The organism is Streptomyces sp. NPDC005402 (genome assembly GCF_040606575.1).
Classification (GTDB): Bacteria; Actinomycetota; Actinomycetes; order Streptomycetales; family Streptomycetaceae; genus Streptomyces.
On sequence record NZ_JBEXFB010000012.1, the window covers coordinates 17,749 to 36,050 of the forward strand.

General features: G+C 71.7%; 19 protein-coding genes and 1 pseudogene. 11 read left to right on the top strand and 9 right to left on the bottom strand.

Going from position 1 to position 18,302, the window contains the following annotated elements; genetic code table 11:
* Positions 1-55: 55 nt before the first annotated feature.
* The 4 genes from ABZT02_RS23460 to ABZT02_RS23475 all read left to right on the top strand — a co-directional run bounded on the left by ABZT02_RS23460 (position 56) and on the right by ABZT02_RS23475 (position 2,597).
* Entirely contained in the window at positions 56-271 is a 216-nt protein-coding gene (locus ABZT02_RS23460) for a hypothetical protein (protein ID WP_356020184.1), read from the top strand.
* Between the two features lie 25 nt (positions 272-296).
* Entirely contained in the window at positions 297-1,490 is a 1,194-nt protein-coding gene (locus ABZT02_RS23465) for a cytochrome P450 (protein WP_356020186.1), read from the top strand.
* Between the two features lie 58 nt (positions 1,491-1,548).
* A complete protein-coding gene (locus ABZT02_RS23470; RefSeq protein WP_356020189.1) occupies positions 1,549-2,238 on the top strand; it encodes a DUF899 domain-containing protein in 690 nt (229 codons plus the stop codon).
* Positions 2,239-2,411: 173 nt separating this feature from the next.
* Positions 2,412-2,597: a hypothetical protein gene (locus tag ABZT02_RS23475; RefSeq protein WP_082319552.1), complete on the top strand. Its 186-nt coding sequence runs from the start codon at positions 2,412-2,414 to the stop codon at positions 2,595-2,597.
* Between the two features lie 2 nt (positions 2,598-2,599).
* Here ABZT02_RS23475 and ABZT02_RS23480 read toward each other — a convergent pair whose 3' ends face one another.
* The 3 genes from ABZT02_RS23480 to ABZT02_RS23490 all read right to left on the bottom strand — a co-directional run bounded on the left by ABZT02_RS23480 (position 2,600) and on the right by ABZT02_RS23490 (position 5,836).
* Positions 2,600-4,543: an ABC transporter ATP-binding protein gene (locus ABZT02_RS23480; RefSeq protein WP_356020192.1), complete on the bottom strand. Its 1,944-nt coding sequence runs from the start codon at positions 4,541-4,543 to the stop codon at positions 2,600-2,602.
* A gap of 184 nt (positions 4,544-4,727) precedes the next feature.
* Positions 4,728-5,183, bottom strand: coding sequence for a hypothetical protein (locus tag ABZT02_RS23485; protein WP_356020195.1), 456 nt, complete (start codon positions 5,181-5,183; stop codon positions 4,728-4,730).
* Positions 5,174-5,836: an ATP-binding protein gene (locus tag ABZT02_RS23490; protein ID WP_356020197.1), complete on the bottom strand. Its 663-nt coding sequence runs from the start codon at positions 5,834-5,836 to the stop codon at positions 5,174-5,176. Before ABZT02_RS23490 ends, ABZT02_RS23485 begins: the two co-directional genes overlap by 10 nt.
* A gap of 281 nt (positions 5,837-6,117) precedes the next feature.
* Between ABZT02_RS23490 and ABZT02_RS23495 the strand changes: the two genes are divergently transcribed.
* The 3 genes and pseudogenes from ABZT02_RS23495 to ABZT02_RS23505 form a co-directional block, all read left to right on the top strand.
* Complete coding sequence (locus tag ABZT02_RS23495; protein ID WP_356020199.1) at positions 6,118-6,978, top strand: helix-turn-helix transcriptional regulator; 861 nt, start codon at positions 6,118-6,120, stop codon at positions 6,976-6,978.
* Complete coding sequence (locus tag ABZT02_RS23500; RefSeq protein ID WP_007381290.1) at positions 6,979-7,233, top strand: DUF397 domain-containing protein; 255 nt, start codon at positions 6,979-6,981, stop codon at positions 7,231-7,233.
* 49 nt (positions 7,234-7,282) lie between these two features.
* Positions 7,283-7,672 (top strand): annotated as a pseudogene (locus tag ABZT02_RS23505) (SAM-dependent methyltransferase); the annotation flags it as partial.
* An 84-nt stretch (positions 7,673-7,756) separates the two neighbouring features.
* On the opposite strand, the gene ABZT02_RS23510 reads toward ABZT02_RS23505, so the two are convergent.
* Positions 7,757-9,238, bottom strand: a complete 1,482-nt coding sequence (locus ABZT02_RS23510) for a PLP-dependent aminotransferase family protein (RefSeq protein ID WP_356020201.1) — start codon at positions 9,236-9,238, stop codon at positions 7,757-7,759.
* Positions 9,239-9,284: 46 nt separating this feature from the next.
* On the opposite strand from ABZT02_RS23510, the gene ABZT02_RS23515 reads away from it, so the two are divergent.
* Positions 9,285-9,764, top strand: coding sequence for a carboxymuconolactone decarboxylase family protein (locus ABZT02_RS23515; RefSeq protein WP_356020204.1), 480 nt, complete (start codon positions 9,285-9,287; stop codon positions 9,762-9,764).
* A 51-nt stretch (positions 9,765-9,815) separates the two neighbouring features.
* Here the strand turns inward: ABZT02_RS23515 and ABZT02_RS23520 are convergent, their stop codons facing one another.
* From ABZT02_RS23520 to ABZT02_RS23530, 3 genes are all read right to left on the bottom strand, one after another.
* Entirely contained in the window at positions 9,816-11,303 is a 1,488-nt protein-coding gene (locus ABZT02_RS23520) for a glutamate synthase subunit beta (protein WP_356020206.1), read from the bottom strand.
* A gap of 199 nt (positions 11,304-11,502) precedes the next feature.
* Positions 11,503-11,982: an anthrone oxygenase family protein gene (locus tag ABZT02_RS23525; RefSeq protein WP_356020209.1), complete on the bottom strand. Its 480-nt coding sequence runs from the start codon at positions 11,980-11,982 to the stop codon at positions 11,503-11,505.
* Positions 11,983-12,371: 389 nt separating this feature from the next.
* On the bottom strand, positions 12,372-13,079 hold the full coding sequence (locus ABZT02_RS23530; protein ID WP_356020211.1) for a DUF2293 domain-containing protein: 708 nt from the start codon (positions 13,077-13,079) through the stop codon (positions 12,372-12,374).
* Between the two features lie 496 nt (positions 13,080-13,575).
* Here ABZT02_RS23530 and ABZT02_RS23535 point away from each other — a divergent pair, with 496 nt between their 5' ends.
* The gene (locus tag ABZT02_RS23535; RefSeq protein WP_356020213.1) at positions 13,576-14,208 is read left to right on the top strand and encodes a uridine kinase; all 633 of its coding nucleotides are present in this window, start codon (positions 13,576-13,578) and stop codon (positions 14,206-14,208) included.
* A 161-nt stretch (positions 14,209-14,369) separates the two neighbouring features.
* On the top strand, positions 14,370-14,801 hold the full coding sequence (locus ABZT02_RS23540; RefSeq protein WP_356020216.1) for a CBS domain-containing protein: 432 nt from the start codon (positions 14,370-14,372) through the stop codon (positions 14,799-14,801).
* 19 nt (positions 14,802-14,820) lie between these two features.
* Here ABZT02_RS23540 and ABZT02_RS23545 read toward each other — a convergent pair whose 3' ends face one another.
* Positions 14,821-15,948 carry a magnesium and cobalt transport protein CorA gene (locus ABZT02_RS23545; protein ID WP_356020218.1) on the bottom strand — a complete coding sequence of 376 codons (1,128 nt, stop codon included), beginning with the start codon at positions 15,946-15,948 and terminating at the stop codon, positions 14,821-14,823.
* A 242-nt stretch (positions 15,949-16,190) separates the two neighbouring features.
* On the opposite strand from ABZT02_RS23545, the gene ABZT02_RS23550 reads away from it, so the two are divergent.
* Positions 16,191-16,985 carry a methyltransferase domain-containing protein gene (locus ABZT02_RS23550; RefSeq protein ID WP_356020221.1) on the top strand — a complete coding sequence of 265 codons (795 nt, stop codon included), beginning with the start codon at positions 16,191-16,193 and terminating at the stop codon, positions 16,983-16,985.
* Between the two features lie 302 nt (positions 16,986-17,287).
* On the opposite strand, the gene ABZT02_RS23555 is transcribed toward ABZT02_RS23550, so the two are convergent.
* On the bottom strand, positions 17,288-18,292 hold the full coding sequence (locus tag ABZT02_RS23555; protein WP_356020723.1) for a sugar kinase: 1,005 nt from the start codon (positions 18,290-18,292) through the stop codon (positions 17,288-17,290).
* Positions 18,293-18,302 lie beyond the last annotated feature (10 nt).

An 18,302-nucleotide genomic window follows, 5' to 3' on the forward strand; every position in this document is an offset into this window, starting at 1 on the left:
TTCACGCTACATATGAAAGCCGGAGCACACCTGTCTGACGGGGAGGGCCGGCCGGGTGGAACTGACGATCGACGTCGCTGTACTGCTCGCTGTCATCATCGTGGTGCGCCTGCGCCGACGGACGCAGGCACGGAGCCGGAACGACGAGAAGCTGACCGTGGCCATCGTGCTGGTCTTCGGCATCCTGATCGCTCCGACCGCCTTCGGGCACGGAGTCGTGGACGTGGTCGGCCAACTCGCCCAGGGCGTCACCGAGTCGGGCAGTCCGTGATCACGCCGGCACTAGGCTGACGTCCATGGACCCCGCCGACGGCCTCCTCGACCACCCTTACGACGTGTACCGGCGCCTGCGCGAGACCGCCCCGGTGCACCGGATCGCCGGACCCGACGGGACGCCCGCCTGGATCGTCACGCGGTACGACGACGTGCGGGCGGCGCTCGCCGATCCACGGCTGTCGCTCGACAAGAGGCACGCCACGGCGGGGACGTACAAGGGGTTCTCGCTGCCGCCCGCGCTCGACGCCAACCTGCTCAACATGGACCCGCCCGACCACACCCGGATCCGGCGGCTGGTCGGACGGGCCTTCACCCCGCGCCGGGTCGAGCGGTTGCGGGAGCCGATCCGGCGCACCGCCGACCGGCTCCTCGACGCGCTCGGCGAGCACGGCACCACCGACCTCATCGCCTCCTACGCCGCGCCCCTCCCGATCACGGTCATCTGCGACCTCCTCGGCATCCCGGACGAGCACCGCCTCGACTTCCGGGTGTGGACCGACACGCTCGTCGCCCCGGACCCCTCGGCGGGCCCCGGGGCCGCCAAGGAAGCGGTCGTGGCGATGCTCGGCTACCTCACCCGGCTGCTCGGCGAAAAGCGCCGCGATCCCGCCGACGACCTGCTCTCCGACCTGATCGCCGTCCGCGACGAGGGCGACCGGCTCAGCGAGGACGAGCTGATGTCGCTGGCCTTCCTCATCCTCTTCGCCGGGTACGAGAACACCGTGCAGCTGATCGGGAACGCGGTGCTCGCCCTGGTCCAGCACCCCGAACAGCTCACCGCTCTGCGCGAGGACCCGTCCCGGCTCCCGGCGGCCGTCGAGGAGTTCCTCCGTTACGAGGGGCCCGCCCTGCTGGCCATCCGCCGCTTCCCCGTCGAGGACGTCACCATCGGCGAGGTCACGGTCCCGGCGGGCGAGACGGTCTGGGTCTCCCCGTCCGCCGCCAACCGCGACCCCGCCCGCTTCCCCGACCCCGACCGCCTCGACCTGGCCCGCGACGCCTCCGGCCACCTCTCCCTCGGCCACGGCATCCACTACTGCCTGGGCGCCCCGCTGGCCCGCGCCGAGACCGAGATCGCCCTGGCCGCGCTGCTGGAACGGTTCCCGGACCTCGCGCTCGCCGAGCCCACCCCACGGTGGCGCAACTCCCTGCGCGCCCGCGGACTGCTCGCGCTGCGGGTGTCGTACGGAGGAAATCTCCCGCAGCACCGATGAGTTCCGCCGCTCCGCACGGTCACCACCCCGGACGGACCGTCGCACAGGAGGGACCCCCATGGCGCTTCCGGAGATCGTCTCGCGGGACGAATGGCGCGCGGCGCGCGCGGAGCTGCTGGTCAGGGAGAAGGCGGCCACGCGCGCGCGGGACGCCCTCAACGCCGAGCGGCGCAGACTGCCCATGGTCGAGGTGGAGCAGGAGTACGTCTTCGAGGGCGGTGACGGCAAGGCCACCCTGCTCGACCTGTTCGAGGGGCGCGGCCAGCTCGTCGTCTACCACTTCATGTTCGCGCCGGAGTGGGACGCGGGCTGCCGCAGCTGCTCCGCGTTCCTGGACCAGATCGGGCACCTGGCCCATCTGAAGGCACGGGGGACGACGTTCGCGGCCGTGTCGAGAGCGCCGTATACGAAATTCCTGCCGTTCAAGGCGCGGATGGGATGGACCGTGCCCTTGTACTCGTCGTACGGCGGCGACTTCAACCACGACTTCGAGGTCACCCTGGAGATCGCGGGGGAGCCGGCCGAGCGGCCCGGCGTCAGCTGCTTCCTGCGCGACCGCGACCGGGTCTTCCACACCTACTCGACCTATGAGCGCGGCCTCGACGGACTCGGCTCGACCACCAGCTTCCTCGACCTCACCGCACTGGGACGGCAGGAGGAGTGGGAGGAACCCAAGGGGCGCGCGTCAGCTCTTGGGGCGCCTGCTGGCAGCGCACGCATCAGGTATCACGATGAGTACGAGGACTGACACATAAGGTGAGCGAAGTGACCGTTGAGTAATCGAACTCTCACGCTTCGCGCTGAACTCGTGTCAACTACGTCTCAGTACGGCAACTCACCGAGGCTTTCCGGCCCTGGAAGGCGTTAACTCCTACAAGCGCTCCTACTGGTGAGCGCAACGCTTTCTGGAGGTGCAGGGTGGTGAACGGGCGAACAGTGCTCGAACGCTTTCCCGCTGGCGGGCCGCGTGGATCGTGGCCGGCGGAGGAGTTCGCGCAGGCGAGGCGTCTTGAGGGACTACAGGCGGAGGTCGTCATGGACCTCGCGTCCGACACGTTCCTGGTGATCGTCCGCAGTGGAGAGGCGGCGGCCGACGCCCTCGCATGAGGTCAGCCCGCCTCCTTGGCGGGCACCTTTGCCGTGAACTGCTCGGCCTGGAGCGAGTACAGCTCCGCGTAGACACCGTTGGAGGCCAGGAGCTCGTCGGGCGTGCCCGACTCCACGAGGCGGCCCTGCTCCAGGACGTGCACCAGATCCGCGTGGCGTACGGACGCCAGCCGGTGGGTGATCAGGATGACCGTCTGACCGGTGCCGGCCAGGGCGCGGATCTTCTCGAAGACCTCCAGCTCGGCCCGGGCGTCCAGGGCGGCCGTCGGCTCGTCCACGATCAGGATGCGGCCGCGCCGGTAGGCGGCCCGGGCGATCCCGAGCCGCTGCCACTGCCCGCCCGACAGCTCGTGCCCGCCGCTGAAGTTGCGGGCCAGCAGCGTGTCCAGGCCGCGCGGCAGATCCGCCAGCACCTCCCCGGCCCCGGCCTCCGCGACCGCGCCGGACACCCGTTCGTCGGTCAGCGGCACCGACGAGCGGCCCACCGCCACATTGACGCGGGCGGTGAACGGCCACCGCTTGAAGTCCTGGGCGACCATCGCGACCCGCTCGGCGAGCAGCCGCCGGTCCGCGTGCGCCGCGTCGACCCCGTCCCACAGGATGCGGCCCCGGTCGGGGGAGTACAGGCCCGCGAGCAGCTTCACCAGGGTGGTCTTGCCGGAGCCGTTCTCACCGACCAGCGCGACGATCTTGCCGAGCGGCACGGTGAGCGTCACGTCGTCGAGGGCCGGGCGCGCCGCGTCACCCGGGTAGGTGAAGGAGACGTGCTCGAAGCGGATCTCGCGCGGCTCCTCCGGGAGCGCGGTCCCGCCCACCGGGATCGCCCACGTGGCCGCCTCCTCGTAGAGCCGCTGGAGGTCGCCGACGAAGAGGGCCTCCTCGTGCAGCGCGTTCACCTCGACGACCAGGGTGTCCAGGCTCTGCGAACCGGTACGGATCGCGATCACGGCCGTACCCGCCACCGACAGGGCCATCGCGCCCGCCAGCAGCAGCCCGCCGAGCGTCGCGTACGTCGCCGCCGTCGCGATCCCGGTCCAGGCCGCCGCGATCAGTCCCGTCCGGGCGGCCAGCTTGGCCAGCCGGGCCTGCTCCTCCTCCGCCGTCTCCGCCATCGCCCGGAAGTGCCGCAACAGGAACGGGCCCACCCCGTGCACCCGGATCTCCGGTGCCGCCTCCGGCTCGATCAACAGGGCGCCCAGCAGCCGGCCCGCGCGCGCGTGCTGCACCCAGGCGTGGAAGGACTCGTACCGACGGCGCGCGATGGTCAGCGCGCTCCAGCCGCTCGGGATCGTCATCGTGATCAGCAGCGGCAGCAGCGCCGGGTGCAGCACGGTCAGCACACCCGCCGCCGCGATCAGCGAGATCATCGCGTTCACCACGCGGGTGGCGAACGAGATCATCCGGCGGGCCGAGGCGGCGCCGTACTGCGCGGTGTCCAGCAGCTTGTGGAAGGCGTGGTCCTCGATCGCGGCGAGCTCGACGGTGGCGGCCCGTTCCAGGTAGCGCTCGGTCGCCACCCGCTCCACCTTGGGTTCGAGGCGCCCGGTGGCATACGTCGAGGCGGCCCGCAGCAGTGCCCCGACGAGCATCACGGCGGCCATGGTGACCAGCGCGGGCACGGCACCACGGAGCCGGTCCTCCAGAGCGCCCCCGCCGATCAGTCGCCCCAGCACACTGTTGACGGCGAGCAGACTCACGGCCTGCGTCAGGCCCCGCGCCACCTCGGCCCCCACCACGATCCGCGCGGCCCGCCGGTCGGCCTGCCAGGCCAGCCGCAGACTGGCCGACAACAGCGACGGCAGCCGGACCACCATGGCCCGGAACCCCAACTCCAGGAACGCGTCGGCATGGGAGTTCCACCCCATGTCGTACCGCAGGGGCCCACCGAAGAGCAGCTGCTCCGACTCGGAGACCCCGGGTTGCTCGGCGTCCGGCTGTTTCCCCATCGTGGACCTCCCCCGATCGCTGGACGGGGGCAACTATGGCCGGGGCGGACGGTGCCGGGGCAGGGCGCAGAGGGAAATTCGGACAGCGCGCGGGCGCACACCTCGGCAGACAGGGGACGTCGGTCTGTTCAGGGGCGAGGGAAACCGCGCGCCCCGCCCCCACAGGCCCGCACGCGAAACGGGCCTAACCGGCGGAGCTCACCGGCCGGGACCAGCTGGGAGTGGCCCCCGTCAGCCGGCACAACGCCAAGTACAACGGTATCGGCGGCGTGTACGGCAGCGTCCCCTCGGCCACGTGCACGAGGGACGGCACCACCGGGGCGTCCGGAACAACCGCCCCGGTGGCGTACTGGGCAGGCGTGGGCCACTGGAGCGCGTAGTCGGAGTCGGCGGGAACGAGCCACCACCAGTGCGTGGCATCGGCGTACACACACCCGACCCGTGGCAACCGGGACACCAGCTGCTTGCTCAGCAGCACCGGCACCCCCACCGCGTCGCAGCCCAGCGGCACCGTCATCCCCTCCGGCACGGCCAGCCTGTGCGGCGTCCCGGGCGTCACCGGCGCCCGCAGTTCGCGTCCGAGGCGGACCAGCGTGTCCAGGGTCAGCAACTGGCCGCCGGACCCGCTCCTCACGCCCATGTGTCCGCGCCCCCCGCTCCATGCTCGCGGGCTTCTCCCTCGGGCGCCGCTCGGTGATGCTCCTCGGCCTCGTCCCCCTGGCCGGGCTCCCCGGAGGGGACGGGCTTGGGGCGGGCCCCCCAGCCCAGGTCGTTGCGCGGACCGGTGTCCTCGCGGGGCTCGTCCGCCTTGCGCGGCAGCTCCGCCCAGACCAGCAGACCGGGACCGTGCTCATGGGCGCCCCACGCGTGACAGAGGGAGTCGACGAGGAGCAGTCCCCTCCCGTGCTCCTCTTCGCCGCGCTGCGGGGAAGGATGGGGTTCACCCGGCGCGCAGCCCTCGTCACGTACGGCTATCCGCACCAGGTCGTCGTTGTCGTGCAGCTCGCAGACCACACGGCGGCTCGCGGTGTGCACGATGGCGTTGGTCACCAGCTCGGAGACCACCAGGGCGGCCGAGTCGCAGGTGTCCTCGCAGACCGACCAATGGGTCAGTCGCGCCCTCGTCAGGCGTCTGGCCTGCGCGGGCGAACCCGGGTGCGCGGCCAGCTCGAAACGGAACCGGCGCCGGGCAGCGGACCTGGAGAGGCCTGCTCCCGCGGCGGCACCGAGACCCTGGGGGTGGTCTTCGGCAGCATCTGTTCCTAAGGGCGGGGACGGAATCACGCTTGCCACTATCGCCCCGTCGTGAACACTTGGCAAGTGTCACTCTGAAAAATGCAGAGTGCTGTGTGACGTGGTGGAAGGCCGTGGCACACTGCTCGCAACAGCATGTCGAGCGGCGCCAGTTGGGATCGCCGAAGATCCGTACGTATCGGTATTCGTACCGATGGCCATATCCGTACAGATCTTCGATTTAGGTCTTCGAATGGCGCCGCTGGCCTGTCAGCATGCTGGTGGCTGCGACGCCCGTGCATGACTTCGACGCCCGTACGTGACTCAAGTGGAGGTGGAGCGTGAGCGAACCGCGGTCCGCGCCGACGGTCGGCCAGGTCGTCCTCGGCCGGCGCCTGCTGGACCTGCGGGAACGTGCCGGGCTCAAGCGCGAGGAAGCCGCCCGCATCCTCCGCGTCGCCCCTGCCACCGTCCGCCGTATGGAGATGGCCGAGGTCGGGCTCAAGATCCCCTACCTCCAGCTGCTCCTGAAGGCCTACGGCGTCTGTGACCAGGAGGCCGAGGACTTCGTACAGCTCGCCGAGGACGCCAACCGTCCCGGCTGGTGGCAGCGCTTCCACGACGTGCTGCCCGGCTGGTTCTCGATGCACGTCAGCCTGGAGGGCGCCGCCGCGCTCATCCGCGAGTACGAACCGCACTTCGTGCCCGGTCTGCTCCAGACCGAGGACTACGCGCGTGGCGTCCTGCGCTCGGGCGCCATCGGCCAGACCAGCCCCGAGGACATCGAGCGCCATGTGGCCCTGCGCATGGAACGGCAGGGACTGCTCACCCGCCAGGGCGCGCCCCGGCTGTGGGTGGTCATGGACGAGACCGTGCTGCGCCGCCCCGTCGGCGGCCCGGAGGTGATGCGTGCGCAGATCGACAAACTGCTCGAGGCAACGAAGCTGCCCAACGTGACGCTCCAGGTCGCCCCGTTCGCCAACGGGCCGCACCCCGGCACGTACGGGCCCTTCGTGCTCTTCCGATTCGCCGTGCCCGAACTTCCGGACATGGTCTACAGCGAGTACCTGACCGGCGCGGTCTATCTGGACGCGCGCGTCGAGGTGGCGACCCACCTCGAGGTCATGGACCGCATGGCGGCACAGGCCGCTACGGCACATCGCACGAAGGAGATCCTCCGGGATCTCCGCAAGGAGCTGTGAATGAACCGCATCAAGCCACGCCTTCCCGTCTACAACGGCATGCCCGCCCGGGAACTGGGGAGCGAAGGCTGGCACAAGCCGTGGAGCGGCGGCAACGGCGGCAACTGCCTGGAGGCGATGAAGCTCGCCGACGGTCGGATCGCCGTGCGCCAGTCCACCGACCCGGACGGACCGGCGCTGATCTACACCACCGACGAGATGACCGCCTTCATCGAGGGCGCGAAGGCGGGGGTGGCCGACTTCCTGCTCTCCTGACCTCTTTGCTCAATTGATGGGTAAGCACTGATGGCCCAGACAAGCACCGATGCCTGAGATCGACACCACCAAGCCCCACCCCGCGCGGACGTACGACTGCTACCTCGGCGGCAAGGACAACCACCCGGTCGACGCGTGGGGGTACCACCCCCGCCCTTGAGGCAGTGGGGGAGAGTCAGGTCGCCCAGGAGATCACGCCCGAGGCCCGGATCGTCTACTGCGACAACGACCCGGTCGTCCTGGCCCACACGGCCGCGCTGCCGCGCGGGCGGACCAGAGCGCCACCGAGTACCTCCAGGCGGACGTCCGCGACCCGGACGCCGTTCTGGAGGCTGCGCGAAAGGACCTGGACCTCTCGCGGCCCGTCGCGTTGCTGCACTTCGTCCCCGACGAGGACGGCGCGTACGACCTGGTCGGCCGGCTGCTCGCCGAGCTGCCCTGGCAGCTACCTGTCCCCCGGCTTCCCACCAGTGAGGCGCCGGGGCTCGCCGGATGCCGATGCCGCCCTACGACACCTGCGGCCCTACGACACCTGCGGCCCACCCGGCGCCAGCGCCCCGCACAGTGCGTCCAGCGCCGCTCCGTACGCATGCTCGGAAGGCGTCGCGTACCCCACGACCAGACCGTCGTGGGCCGGCATGTCCGTGTCCGGGTGGCGGAACTCCGCCAGCCCGTCGAGCGCGACTCCTTGCCGGCCCGCGGCCTGCACGGCGGACCGCTCGGTGCCCGGGGGGAGTCGCAGCACCGCGTGCAGCCCCGCCGCGACCCCGCTGACCTCGATGTGCGGCGCGTGCTCGGCCAGCGCGGCGACGAGCCGGTCCCGGCGGTCGCGGTAGCGCTGCCGCATCCGCCGTACGTGACGGTCGTAGGACCCGGAGACGATCAGGTCGGCGAGGGCCAGCTGGTCGAGCACGCTCGCCCAGGCCTCCCGCTCGCCCTTGGCCGCGAGCACGTCGCCGACGTACCGCTCGGGCAGCACCATCCACCCCAGCCGCACCGCGGGCGACAGGCTCTTGCTGACCGAGCCGATCAGGATCACCCGCTCGGGGTCGAGGCTCTGCAGGGCGCCGACGGGCTTGCGGTCGTAACGGAACTCCCCGTCGTAGTCGTCCTCCAGCACCACCGCCCCACGCGCGCGTGCCCAGTCGACCACCCCGGCCCGGCGCGCGGCGTGCAGCGGACCGCCGGTCGGGAACTGGTGCGCGGGCGTGAGCAGTACGGCCCGCTCGCGGGCCAACCGGTCGACGCGCGCGCCGTGTTCGTCGAGGGGGAGCGGCACGGTCCGTACCCCCTCGACCGCGAGCAGTTCCCGGTGGAAGGGCAACCCGTACGCCTCCACGGCGAGCGGACCGCGCAGGACCTGTCCGCCTCCGTCCTTGTTCCCGCCTCCGCCTCCGCCTCCGAAGAGCAGCCGCAGGGCGTGTGCGAACCCTGAGCAGACGACGATCCGGTTCGGCTCCGTCCGCACGCCACGCGCGCGTGCGAGGTATCCGGCCAGGGCCGCTCTCAGCTCCGGCCGTCCGGCGGGATCGCCGGGGCCGAAGACCTCGTTGGGGGCCTGGGAGAGGGCCCGGCGGTAGGACGCGAGCCACGCGGTTCGGGGAAAGGCGGAGGCGTCCGGGGTGCCCTGGCGCAGATCGTGCCGGGCGGACAGGCTGTGGCGTGGGGCACGCGCGCGTGGGTCTCGTGCGGGCGCTTTCGGATGCACGGCGGGGTGGAGCGGCCGGGTCCGTTCGGCGACGCGGGTGCCGGAGCCCTGGCGGGCGGTGAGCCAGCCCTCGGCGACGAGTTCGGCGTAGGCGTCGGCCACGGTGTTGCGGGCGACGCCGAGGTCGGCGGCGAGCGAGCGGTACGGCGGCAGCCGGGTGCCCGGGGCGAGTCGTCCGCTGCGTACGGCCTCACGCAGCGCCCCGATGAGCGCGGCCCGCTTGCTCCCCGGCGCGGAGAGCTCCAGGTGCAGGTCGGAGCCGATCCGCTCCGCGTAATTGACCCACGATTCCGGCATGGAAATGCACCCTACAGCCGGTCTTTCCGGCCCGTAGGTTGATCACATGACCACGACGAACACGCACGTGACAGGTACGGCTCGACTGAACCTCGCCAAGGCCGCCCCGAAGGTGTTCCGGGCCCTGGTCGGCTTCGACACGGCGGCCCGCGAGGGCCTCGACCCCGCCCTCGTCGAACTGATCCAGATCCGCGCCTCACACCTCAACCACTGCGCGTACTGCCTCCACATGCACACCAACGACGCCCGCAAGGCCGGCGAGACGGAGGACCGCCTCCACATGGTCCCGGTCTGGCGAGAGGCGCGCCATTTCTTCACCGCGAGGGAACAGGCCGCCCTGGCGCTCACGGAGGCCGTGACGCTGGTGGCCGACGGGGGAGTCCCCGACGAGGTCTACGCCGAGGCCGCGGCCCACTTCGACGAACAGGAACTGGCCCACGTACTGTCCCTGATCCTCACGATCAACACGTGGAACAGGGTGGCTCTGGCGACGGCGAAGGTGGCGGGGACGGACGAGCGGGGGTGACGAGGGGGTGACGAGCGGGAGTGAGCGACCGGGGCTCCTCCGTGCGCCGCCCTACACCGCCATCGGCCGGTCGTACGGCCCGATCGGCGCGGGCAGTTGCGAAGTTCCCGTCAGATACCCGTCGACCGCCGCCGCGACCGACCGCCCCTCCGCGATCGCCCACACGATCAACGACTGCCCCCGGGCGGCGTCCCCCGCGGCGAACACCCCCGGCACGTTCGTACCGAACCCCGCATCCCGGGCGATCGTCCCCCGGGGTTCCATCTCCAGCCCCAACTGCTCCACCAGCCCGTCTCCCCGGTCCGGCCCGGAGAACCCGAGCGCCAGGAGCACGAGGTCGGCGGGAAGGGTCCGCTCGGTGCCCTCCACCGGCCGCCGCGCCTCGTCCACCTCGACGAGATGCAGCGACCGCACATGCCCGTCCTCGTCCCCGGTGAAGCGCAGCGTGGACGCCGCGAACAACCGCGCGTCCGCATTCGCCGCGGGCGCCGTCTCCAGATCGCGGGCCTCCTCGTGCGCCGCCGACAGCCGGTAGATCTTCGGGTAGGTGGGCCACGGCTCCACGTCCTCGTCCCGCTCACCGCCCGGCTGCGCGTAGATGTCCAACTGGGTCACGGAGGCGGCCCCTTCACGCACCGTGGTTCCCAGACAGTCGGCCCCCGTGTCACCCCCACCCACGATCACGACATGCTTCCCGGCGGCCGACATCGGGGACACCGCCAGTTCCCCCTCGCACACCCGGTTGGCCAACGGCAGATACTCCATGGCCTGTTGCACCCCGGCCAACTCCCGCCCCGGCACGTCCAGTTCACGCCATGCCGTGGCTCCCGTGGCGATCACCACCGCGTCGTAGCGCGTCCGCAACTCCGCCGCGCCGACATCGCGCCCGACCGCCGTGGACGTACGGAACTTCGTCCCCTCGGCCCGCATCTGCTCGATCCGCCGCTCCAGATGGCGCTTCTCCATCTTGAACTCGGGAATGCCGTACCGCATCAGGCCGCCGAGCCGGTCGTCCTTCTCGAAGACGGCGACCGTGTGCCCCGCCCGCGTCAACTGCTGTGCCGCGGCGAGCCCGGTCGGCCCCGACCCGATCACCGCGACGGTCCGCCCCGACAGCCGGTCCGGCGGCCGCGGTGGCGTGAACCCCAGCTCCCAGGCCCGGTCCGCTACGGCCACCTCGACGTTCTTGATGGTGACCGCGGGCTGGTTGATGGCGAGCACACACCCCGCCTCGCACGGCGCCGGACACAACCGCCCCGTGAACTCGGGGAAGTTGTTAGTCGCGTGCAGGCGGTCCGCGGCCTGCCGCCAGTCCTCCCGCGAGACCAGGTCGTTCCACTCCGGGATGAGGTTCCCCAGCGGACAGGCGTCGTGGCAGAACGGGATACCGCAGTCCATGCAGCGATCCGCTTGCTCGGTGATGATGGGCAGCAGTGCTCCGGGGACGTACACCTCGTCCCAGTCCCGGACCCGCTCCTCGACCGGCCGACGGGGCCAGTCCTGGCGCGGGGTGGTCATGAATCCCTTGGGATCGGCCATGGCCGTCTTCCTCGCTCGCACTGGTGACGCTGACGCGTCCGACGTGGCCGTGCGTCATCGGGCGGCACTCCTGCGGCACTCCTGCGGAACTTCTTTCCGCCACGATACGACTCCTCGGCCACTCGCGCAGAGTCCCGGTGAGCTGTCAGGGACAGCGCTTTCACCATGCTCCGGAGGCTGGGGGACGGTGTGCGCGCGTTCACGTGAGGGCCAGCACGTACGCCAGCGCCGCCGCGCCCGAGGCGATCGCGCGGACGTGGTTCCACATCGTCCACTCGCGCACGTAGGCCGGCCAGTACGCCGTCGCCTCCGGGGTGCCCGGGTCCAGCCGGAGCAGGGCGTCGTTGCGGGGCACGTTCGCCACCATCGTCAGCCCGAACGAACCGAACAGGTACAGCGCGCTGCCCACCAGCAGCTCCACGGTCCCCTCGTCCGGCCACAGCACGAACGTCACCACCGCGATCACCGCGCACAGCACCGCGGAGCCCGCGAACAGGGCCATGAACGGCGGCCGCACCGCGCTCACATTGATCGCGTTCATGGCCGCGACGCCCTGTGCGGGCGGCAACTCGGCGAGCCCTCTCATCACGAACGTCGAGAACGCGCAGAACACTCCGGCCACCAGTCCGGTCCCGAGCACCCCGAGCACGACCAGCACGAAGTAGGGCCCATCGATCATCACAACACCAGCTCCCGCCTCCGGCCCGACACCACCCGTCCCCACCAGTGAATCCCGCCCCCACCCCCCGAACCATGGCCATTCCGCGCACCCCCATAACCAAACGTCCAGACGTCCATCCCCACGGGTTGCCCGGAGCCTCTCCACATCAGCTGCTCTCCGCCGACCGCAACGGAGTTGCCTGGGGGTGGGGAGCGGGCGACGAGGTTCTGGTTCCGCGGTGCGAAGCGCCTCGGTCTCGGGGGCTTTGGTTCGGCGGCGTGGAGGGGGGGGGGGGGGGCTGACGTCGGGGCCAGGGGGTTGGAGCCGGGGGCTGGGTTCGATGGTGCCGAGCGGGCGGGTGTCGGTGTTTCGGTCGGGCGGTGCCGAGCCGCCCCGTGCCGGGATCCTCAGCCCGCCTCCTCCTGCAACACCCTCTCCGGCTCCCGCCACCCCCTCAGTACCGCCTCCGCCCGCCCCGAGATCCGCCGTCGCGCCTCGTGCCGTGCCACCCCGCTCATCAGCAACGTGTCGTACGGCGTGTCCACATGCCGCACGGACGCCACCACCGCCGACACCACCGCCCCCTCCGACAGGGCACGGCCCGCCGCACTGCGCCCCACCCGCCCACTGCCCCGCAGGGACGCATGCGAGGCGATGGCCCGCGCCCGCTCGTCAGGACACCCCGGAAACAACCGTCGTATCTCCGCGGCGAACGCCTCCGTGAACCGCACGTCCTCCGCTGCCCGCCGCCTCGCGTCCCGTACCCGGCGTCGCCGTCGTGCCTCCGCGTCAGCCAGACACCGCTCCTCGGCCCGCGCCAGCCCCGCCTCCTCGACGAGGACGCCCTGCCGCTCGTAACGCCCTTTGCGCCGGTTGAACCGCACGACGACCGCCGACAGCGTGCTCTCCTCCCGCGAGCGACGCGTGAGCGCCGTGTCCCCGCGCGGCAGGAACACCAGGTGTCCGAGGTCGGCGCAGTCGAGACACCGCGTCGCCCCGCCCTCGACGACGAGCAGTGAAAACGGCCCGCCCCGGCACTCCCCACAGTGCCGCCTCCTCAACGGCTGGACGACGAGAAGTCCGCCACGGGCCGGGGGAGTCGCGAGGCCTGTCATGAGTGGTTCATTCCCCGGCCCCACCCACCACCGACACCCACGTCCTGTGCCGCGTCGGCGACACGGTCTCGTCGACCACCGCCACCGCGAGATCCTCGTGCGACCGAACTGCCGACCGGCGCAGTCCCCGGCACCCTCGGACCCGACTGGCCCCCGATCCCTCCGAACCGGTACCGCCTGGACCCGCCATGCACCCTGCCTCAGCCCGCCGCCGCATCAGCCGGCCGACGCACCCCGCGATCACCGGCCGCCGGACGACCAGCCGCCCCTCCTCCCTCGTGTGCCTCGAAGACGGCGGCGCCAATTGACCCCACCCCGCGTCCACTCCGGGCCCTGGTCCCCAGGGTCCGCAGCGAGACCCTGCCCGCGAGAACCCGCCCCGCGTCGTATTCGCCCTCACTCCTCTCGTCCGCGAGATCCACCTTGCGCCCCTGTCCGCCGTCCGCCAGGCACGAGCGCGACGCGTTCTGAACGTCGGCTGACGCATCATGGCCGTGTGCGACTCGAAGCGATCACCTGGGACCGGCTCGGCGAGCGGCTGGCCGACCGCCTGCTCGACCTGAAGCCGGCCGACGGCAGCCCCTGGCCCCGCGTCGCCCTCGACGGCGCCCCGGCAGCCCGCCCGGGTGAACTCGCCGAACGGCTGGGCGAGGCCCTGCGCATACGCGGCCGCCCTTCGCTCGTCGTCGGAATGGAGGGCTTCCTGCGCCCCGCCTCGCTCCGTCTGGAATACGGCCACCACGACCTGGAGGCCTACTACAACGGCTGGTTCGACACCGGCGCCCTCTGGCGCGAGGTCTTCGGCCCCCTCGAACCCGGCGGCGACGGCCGCGTCCTTCCCGACCTGTGGGATCCGGTCACCGACCGAGCCACCCGCAGTCCCTACGTCCAACTCCCGCCCGGCGGCGTCCTGTTGCTGCACGGCCCCCTCCTGCTGCGCCACTGGTTCCCCTTCGACCTGACCGTCCACCTCCTCCTCTCCGAGGGCGCCCTCCGGCGCCGTACTCCCGAGCCCGACCACTGGACCCTCCCCGCCCACGAGCGCTACGCCGACGAGACCGACCCGGCCGGCACGGCCGACGTACTCGTCCGCGCCGACGACCCCCGCCACCCGGCGTGGAACGGCTGACCGGGTCCCGTCCGAGGACTGTGGCGTCGCTGCTCCGGGCCCGTCCGCCGTCACCGACAGGTTCCGGGTGCGGGCCCCCGATGACGCGGCGAGAATGTAGGGCGCCGGGACTTGCGGTGCCGCCCGCGCCGCGCCGGCCGTCCGGCACCGGGAGGTACTTCATGACCACCGCCGGAGACATCATGCACCGGGGTGCCCAGTGGATCCCCGCCCACGAGACCCTCGACCGCGCCGCCCAGTTGATGCGTGAACTCGGCGTCGGAGCCCTGCCCATCAGCGACGCGAACGAACGGCTGTGCGGCATCCTCACCGACCGCGACATCGTCATCGGCTGTGTGGCCGTGGGCCACGACCCGGCCAAGGTGACCGCCGGTGAGATGGCCCAGGGCACACCTCGCTGGATCGACGCGAGCGCCGACGTGGCCGATGTCCTGCACGAGATGCAGGAGCACCGGATCCGCAGGCTCCCCGTCATCGAGGACAAGCGTCTGGTGGGCATGATCAGCGAGTCGGACCTGGCCCGGCACCTGACGGACGAGCAGATCGCCGGCTGGGCCGAGAGCGTCTACGCGCGCTCCTCCACCACCCACTGACCCGTCCGGGACGCCCCGGTCACAGCCAGCCGTTGCGCCGGAAGCCGCGGTACAGCACACCGCAGCCGACGGCTATCACGCCCATGACCAACGGGTAGCCGAAGGTCCAGTGCAGCTCCGGCATGTGGTCGAAGTTCATGCCGTACACACCGCAGACCATCGTCGGGACGGCGATCACCGCGGCCCACGCGGTGATCTTCCGCATGTCCTCGTTCTGCGCGACCGTCACCTGCGCGAGGTGTGCCTGAAGGATCGAGTTGAGCAGTTCGTCGAACGCGGCGATCTGCTCCTTGGCGCGCAGCAGATGGTCGGAGACGTCGCGGAAGTACGCCTGTATCTCCGGGGCGATGACCTGGAGCGGCCGGGTGGAGAGCTCCTCCAGGGGGCGGCTGAGCGGGGCCACCGCCCGCTTCAGCTCCAGGAGTTCACGCTTGAGCTGGTAGATGCGGCCCGGGTCGACCCGCGCGCCGTTGTCCGCGAACACCGCCGTTTCGACCAGGTCGATGTCCGACTGCATGGAATCGGTGACGTCCAGATAGTCGTCGACCACATGGTCCGCGATCGCGTGCAGCACCGCGGCCGGTCCCTTGGCGAGTTGCCCGGGGTCGGACTCCAGCTCCTCGCGCAGCGGGCCCAGGGATCCGTGGCTGCCGTGCCGCACCGTGATCACGAAGTCCTCGCCGACGAACACCATGATCTCGCCGGTGTTGACCACCTCGCTCGTCGCCGTGAGCTCTTCGTGCTCGACGTAGCAGACCGTCTTGAACACCGCGAACAGCGTCTCGCCGTAGCGCTCCACCTTCGGGCGCTGATGGGCCTCGACCGCGTCCTCGACGGCCAGCGGGTGCAGGTCGAAGAGGTCCGCGATGCCCTCGAACTCATGGTCCGACGGCTCGTGCAGACCGAGCCAGACGAAACCGTCACGGCTCCTGCGCATTCGCTCCACGGTGTCGACCAGATCGCCGTCGACCGGGATCCGGGCCCCCTCCTTGTACGTCACGCAGTTGACGACCGAGGTGCCCAGCGGGGAGCGGGCGTGGTGGCTCAGGTCGACGCGCGGACGCCGCCGGGCCAGCCGGGCCACCGTGCGCAGGCCGCCGACCCTGCCGAGGCCGGTGACCTTTCGCAGATTCCCTGCCATGGACATCTGGACTCCTTGCGTGATCTCCCCGTTCGACGCGTTGCTGCGTCCTGGCGAGCCAGTGTGCCAGGCCGGCGTAAGCGCCGGGTGAGCCTGTGGACAGGGGAGGTTCCGCTTGGTTCCCGCCTGTGGAAAACCGGTCCGCGGCTGCCCCGGCGCGGACCGCCCGACAGACGCACGTCGGCCGTCTCCTCGTAGGAACCGCGTCGCCCGTTTCCGACAAGCCCGGCAACTGGGATCATCGCGGCATGACACGAACCGACGGGTATCTCCTCGACAACCGGCAGGCGGAGGCGGGAGAGCGCTTCGACGCCTTCGCCACCCTCTTCGACCCCACGACTTTCCGGCACATCGAAGGATTCGGCATCGGATCCGGCTGGCGCTGCTGGGAGGTCGGCGCGGGCGGCACGTCCGTGGTGTCCTGGCTGGCGAAGAAGGTCGGCCCGACCGGAAAGGTCGTCGCGACGGACATCGACACCACGCGTCTCGCCGCGGCGGCCCGCCCGCCGGTGGACGTACGGGTCCATGACGTGAGCGCCGAGGAACCCCCCGGGGAGGGCTTCGACCTGGTGCACGCCCGGCTCGTCCTGGTCCACGTGCCGGACCGGGAACGGGCCCTCCAGTCGATGATCAAGTCCCTGCGGCCCGGCGGACGGCTCCTGCTGGAGGACGCCGACCCCGCCCTGCAACCCCTGACCTGCCCCGACGAGTACGGCCCCGAGCAGCAGCTGGCGAACCGGCTGCGCCAGGGCTTTCGCCGACTGCTCGCCGACCGCGGTGCCGACCTCTCCTACGGCCGCACCCTCCCGCGCCTGCTCCGCGAGGCCGGTCTGCGTCAGGTCGCCGCCGACGCGTACTTTCCGCTCGCCTCGCCGGCCTGCGCCGCACTGGAGTCCGCCACGATCCGCCAGATCCGCGGCCGGCTGGTCACGGCGGGCATCGCCACGGACGAGGACATCGACCGTCACCTCGCCAACGTCGCCACCGGCACGATGGACCTGGCCACGGCCCCGCTGATCTCGGCATGGGGGCGCAAGGCGTAGTAACGGAGCGGGAGTCGGAAACCGATGGCCGAGCGGAAGCCCGGGGTACCCCGCGGTCGGCCGTCAGCCCGGAGAGCGCCCGCTGGCAATGGCGGCCCGGTGGTGGGCCGTCGGTTCGGAGGAGCGTCCGCTGACAACCGTGGCCCACGGACCGGCCGTCAGTCCGGAGAGGCGTCTGCTGGTAAGGGCGGCCCGGTGGTCGCCCGTCGGTTCGGAGGAGCGTCCGCTGACAACCGTGGCCCACGGACCGGCCGTCAGTCCGGAGAGGCGTCCGCTGGTAGTGGCGACCCGGTGGTGGGCCGTCAGGCCGGAGGAGCGTCCGCTGGCAACGGTGGCCCATGGCCCGGCCGTGACTCCGGCATCGGTGGCCTCCCGCCCACCCGTTCCACCGCCAACGCACCCGCCCGGCATCCCTCCGCCGCCGCGTCCTCGGGCGCGGCGCCCGCCAGCAGGGCCGCGAGGAAGGCGCCCGTGAAGGCGTCACCCGCCCCGGTGGTGTCCCGGGGCGTCGCCGCTACGGCGGGCACGTGGGCGTACACGGTGCCGGACCGGGCGATCAGTGCCCCCTCCGCCCCCTGCTTGGCCACCACCAGCGGGACGTGCCGGCTCAACTTGGCCGCCGCGTCCGTCACGTCGGGCAAGCCGGTGAGCAGGCAGGCCTCGTCCCGGCTCGGCAGCAGGACGTCCACCCCCTCGACCAGCGAGAGAAAGCGGTCCACCCCCATCTCCCGGAGGAACCCGGCCGACGCCGGGTCAAGGCTCACCGGCACGCCACGCGCGCGTGCCGACTCCAGGGCGACCGCCACCAGGGTCCGGCTGGGCTCCGAGAACAGGAGATAGCCCGACAGATGCAGCCTCGCCACGCCGTCGAGCAACGTGTCCGACCAGTCGTCCGGCTCCAGCCGCAGTGACGCGCCGCTGTCGGTGAGAAAAGTCCGCTCGGCAGCCTCGCCGGTGTCCACGAGGCAGATCACCGTCCCGGTCGGCGCCTCCGGATCGACGACCAGTTGCGGCTGTACCCCGCAGCCGGCCAGCTCCCGCTCGTGCCACGCGGCTGCGTCCGCGCCCACCCGTCCCAGCAGCCGTACCTCCGCGTCGCCCGGGCGGGCGGCCCAGCAGGCCACGTTGGCCCCCGCCCCGCCCGGCACCGTACGGATCGCGGCGGCGGTGTCCGTGCCGGCGGCGAGCGGCCCTCGGTGCCGGGCGACGACGTCCGTGATCACGTCCCCGACGACCAGGAGAGCGCCGTCCGGGACGGCCGCGGCGGTACCGGGCGCGCCGCCTCGGTCGGTGGCCGCGCTACCCAGCCCGTCCGCC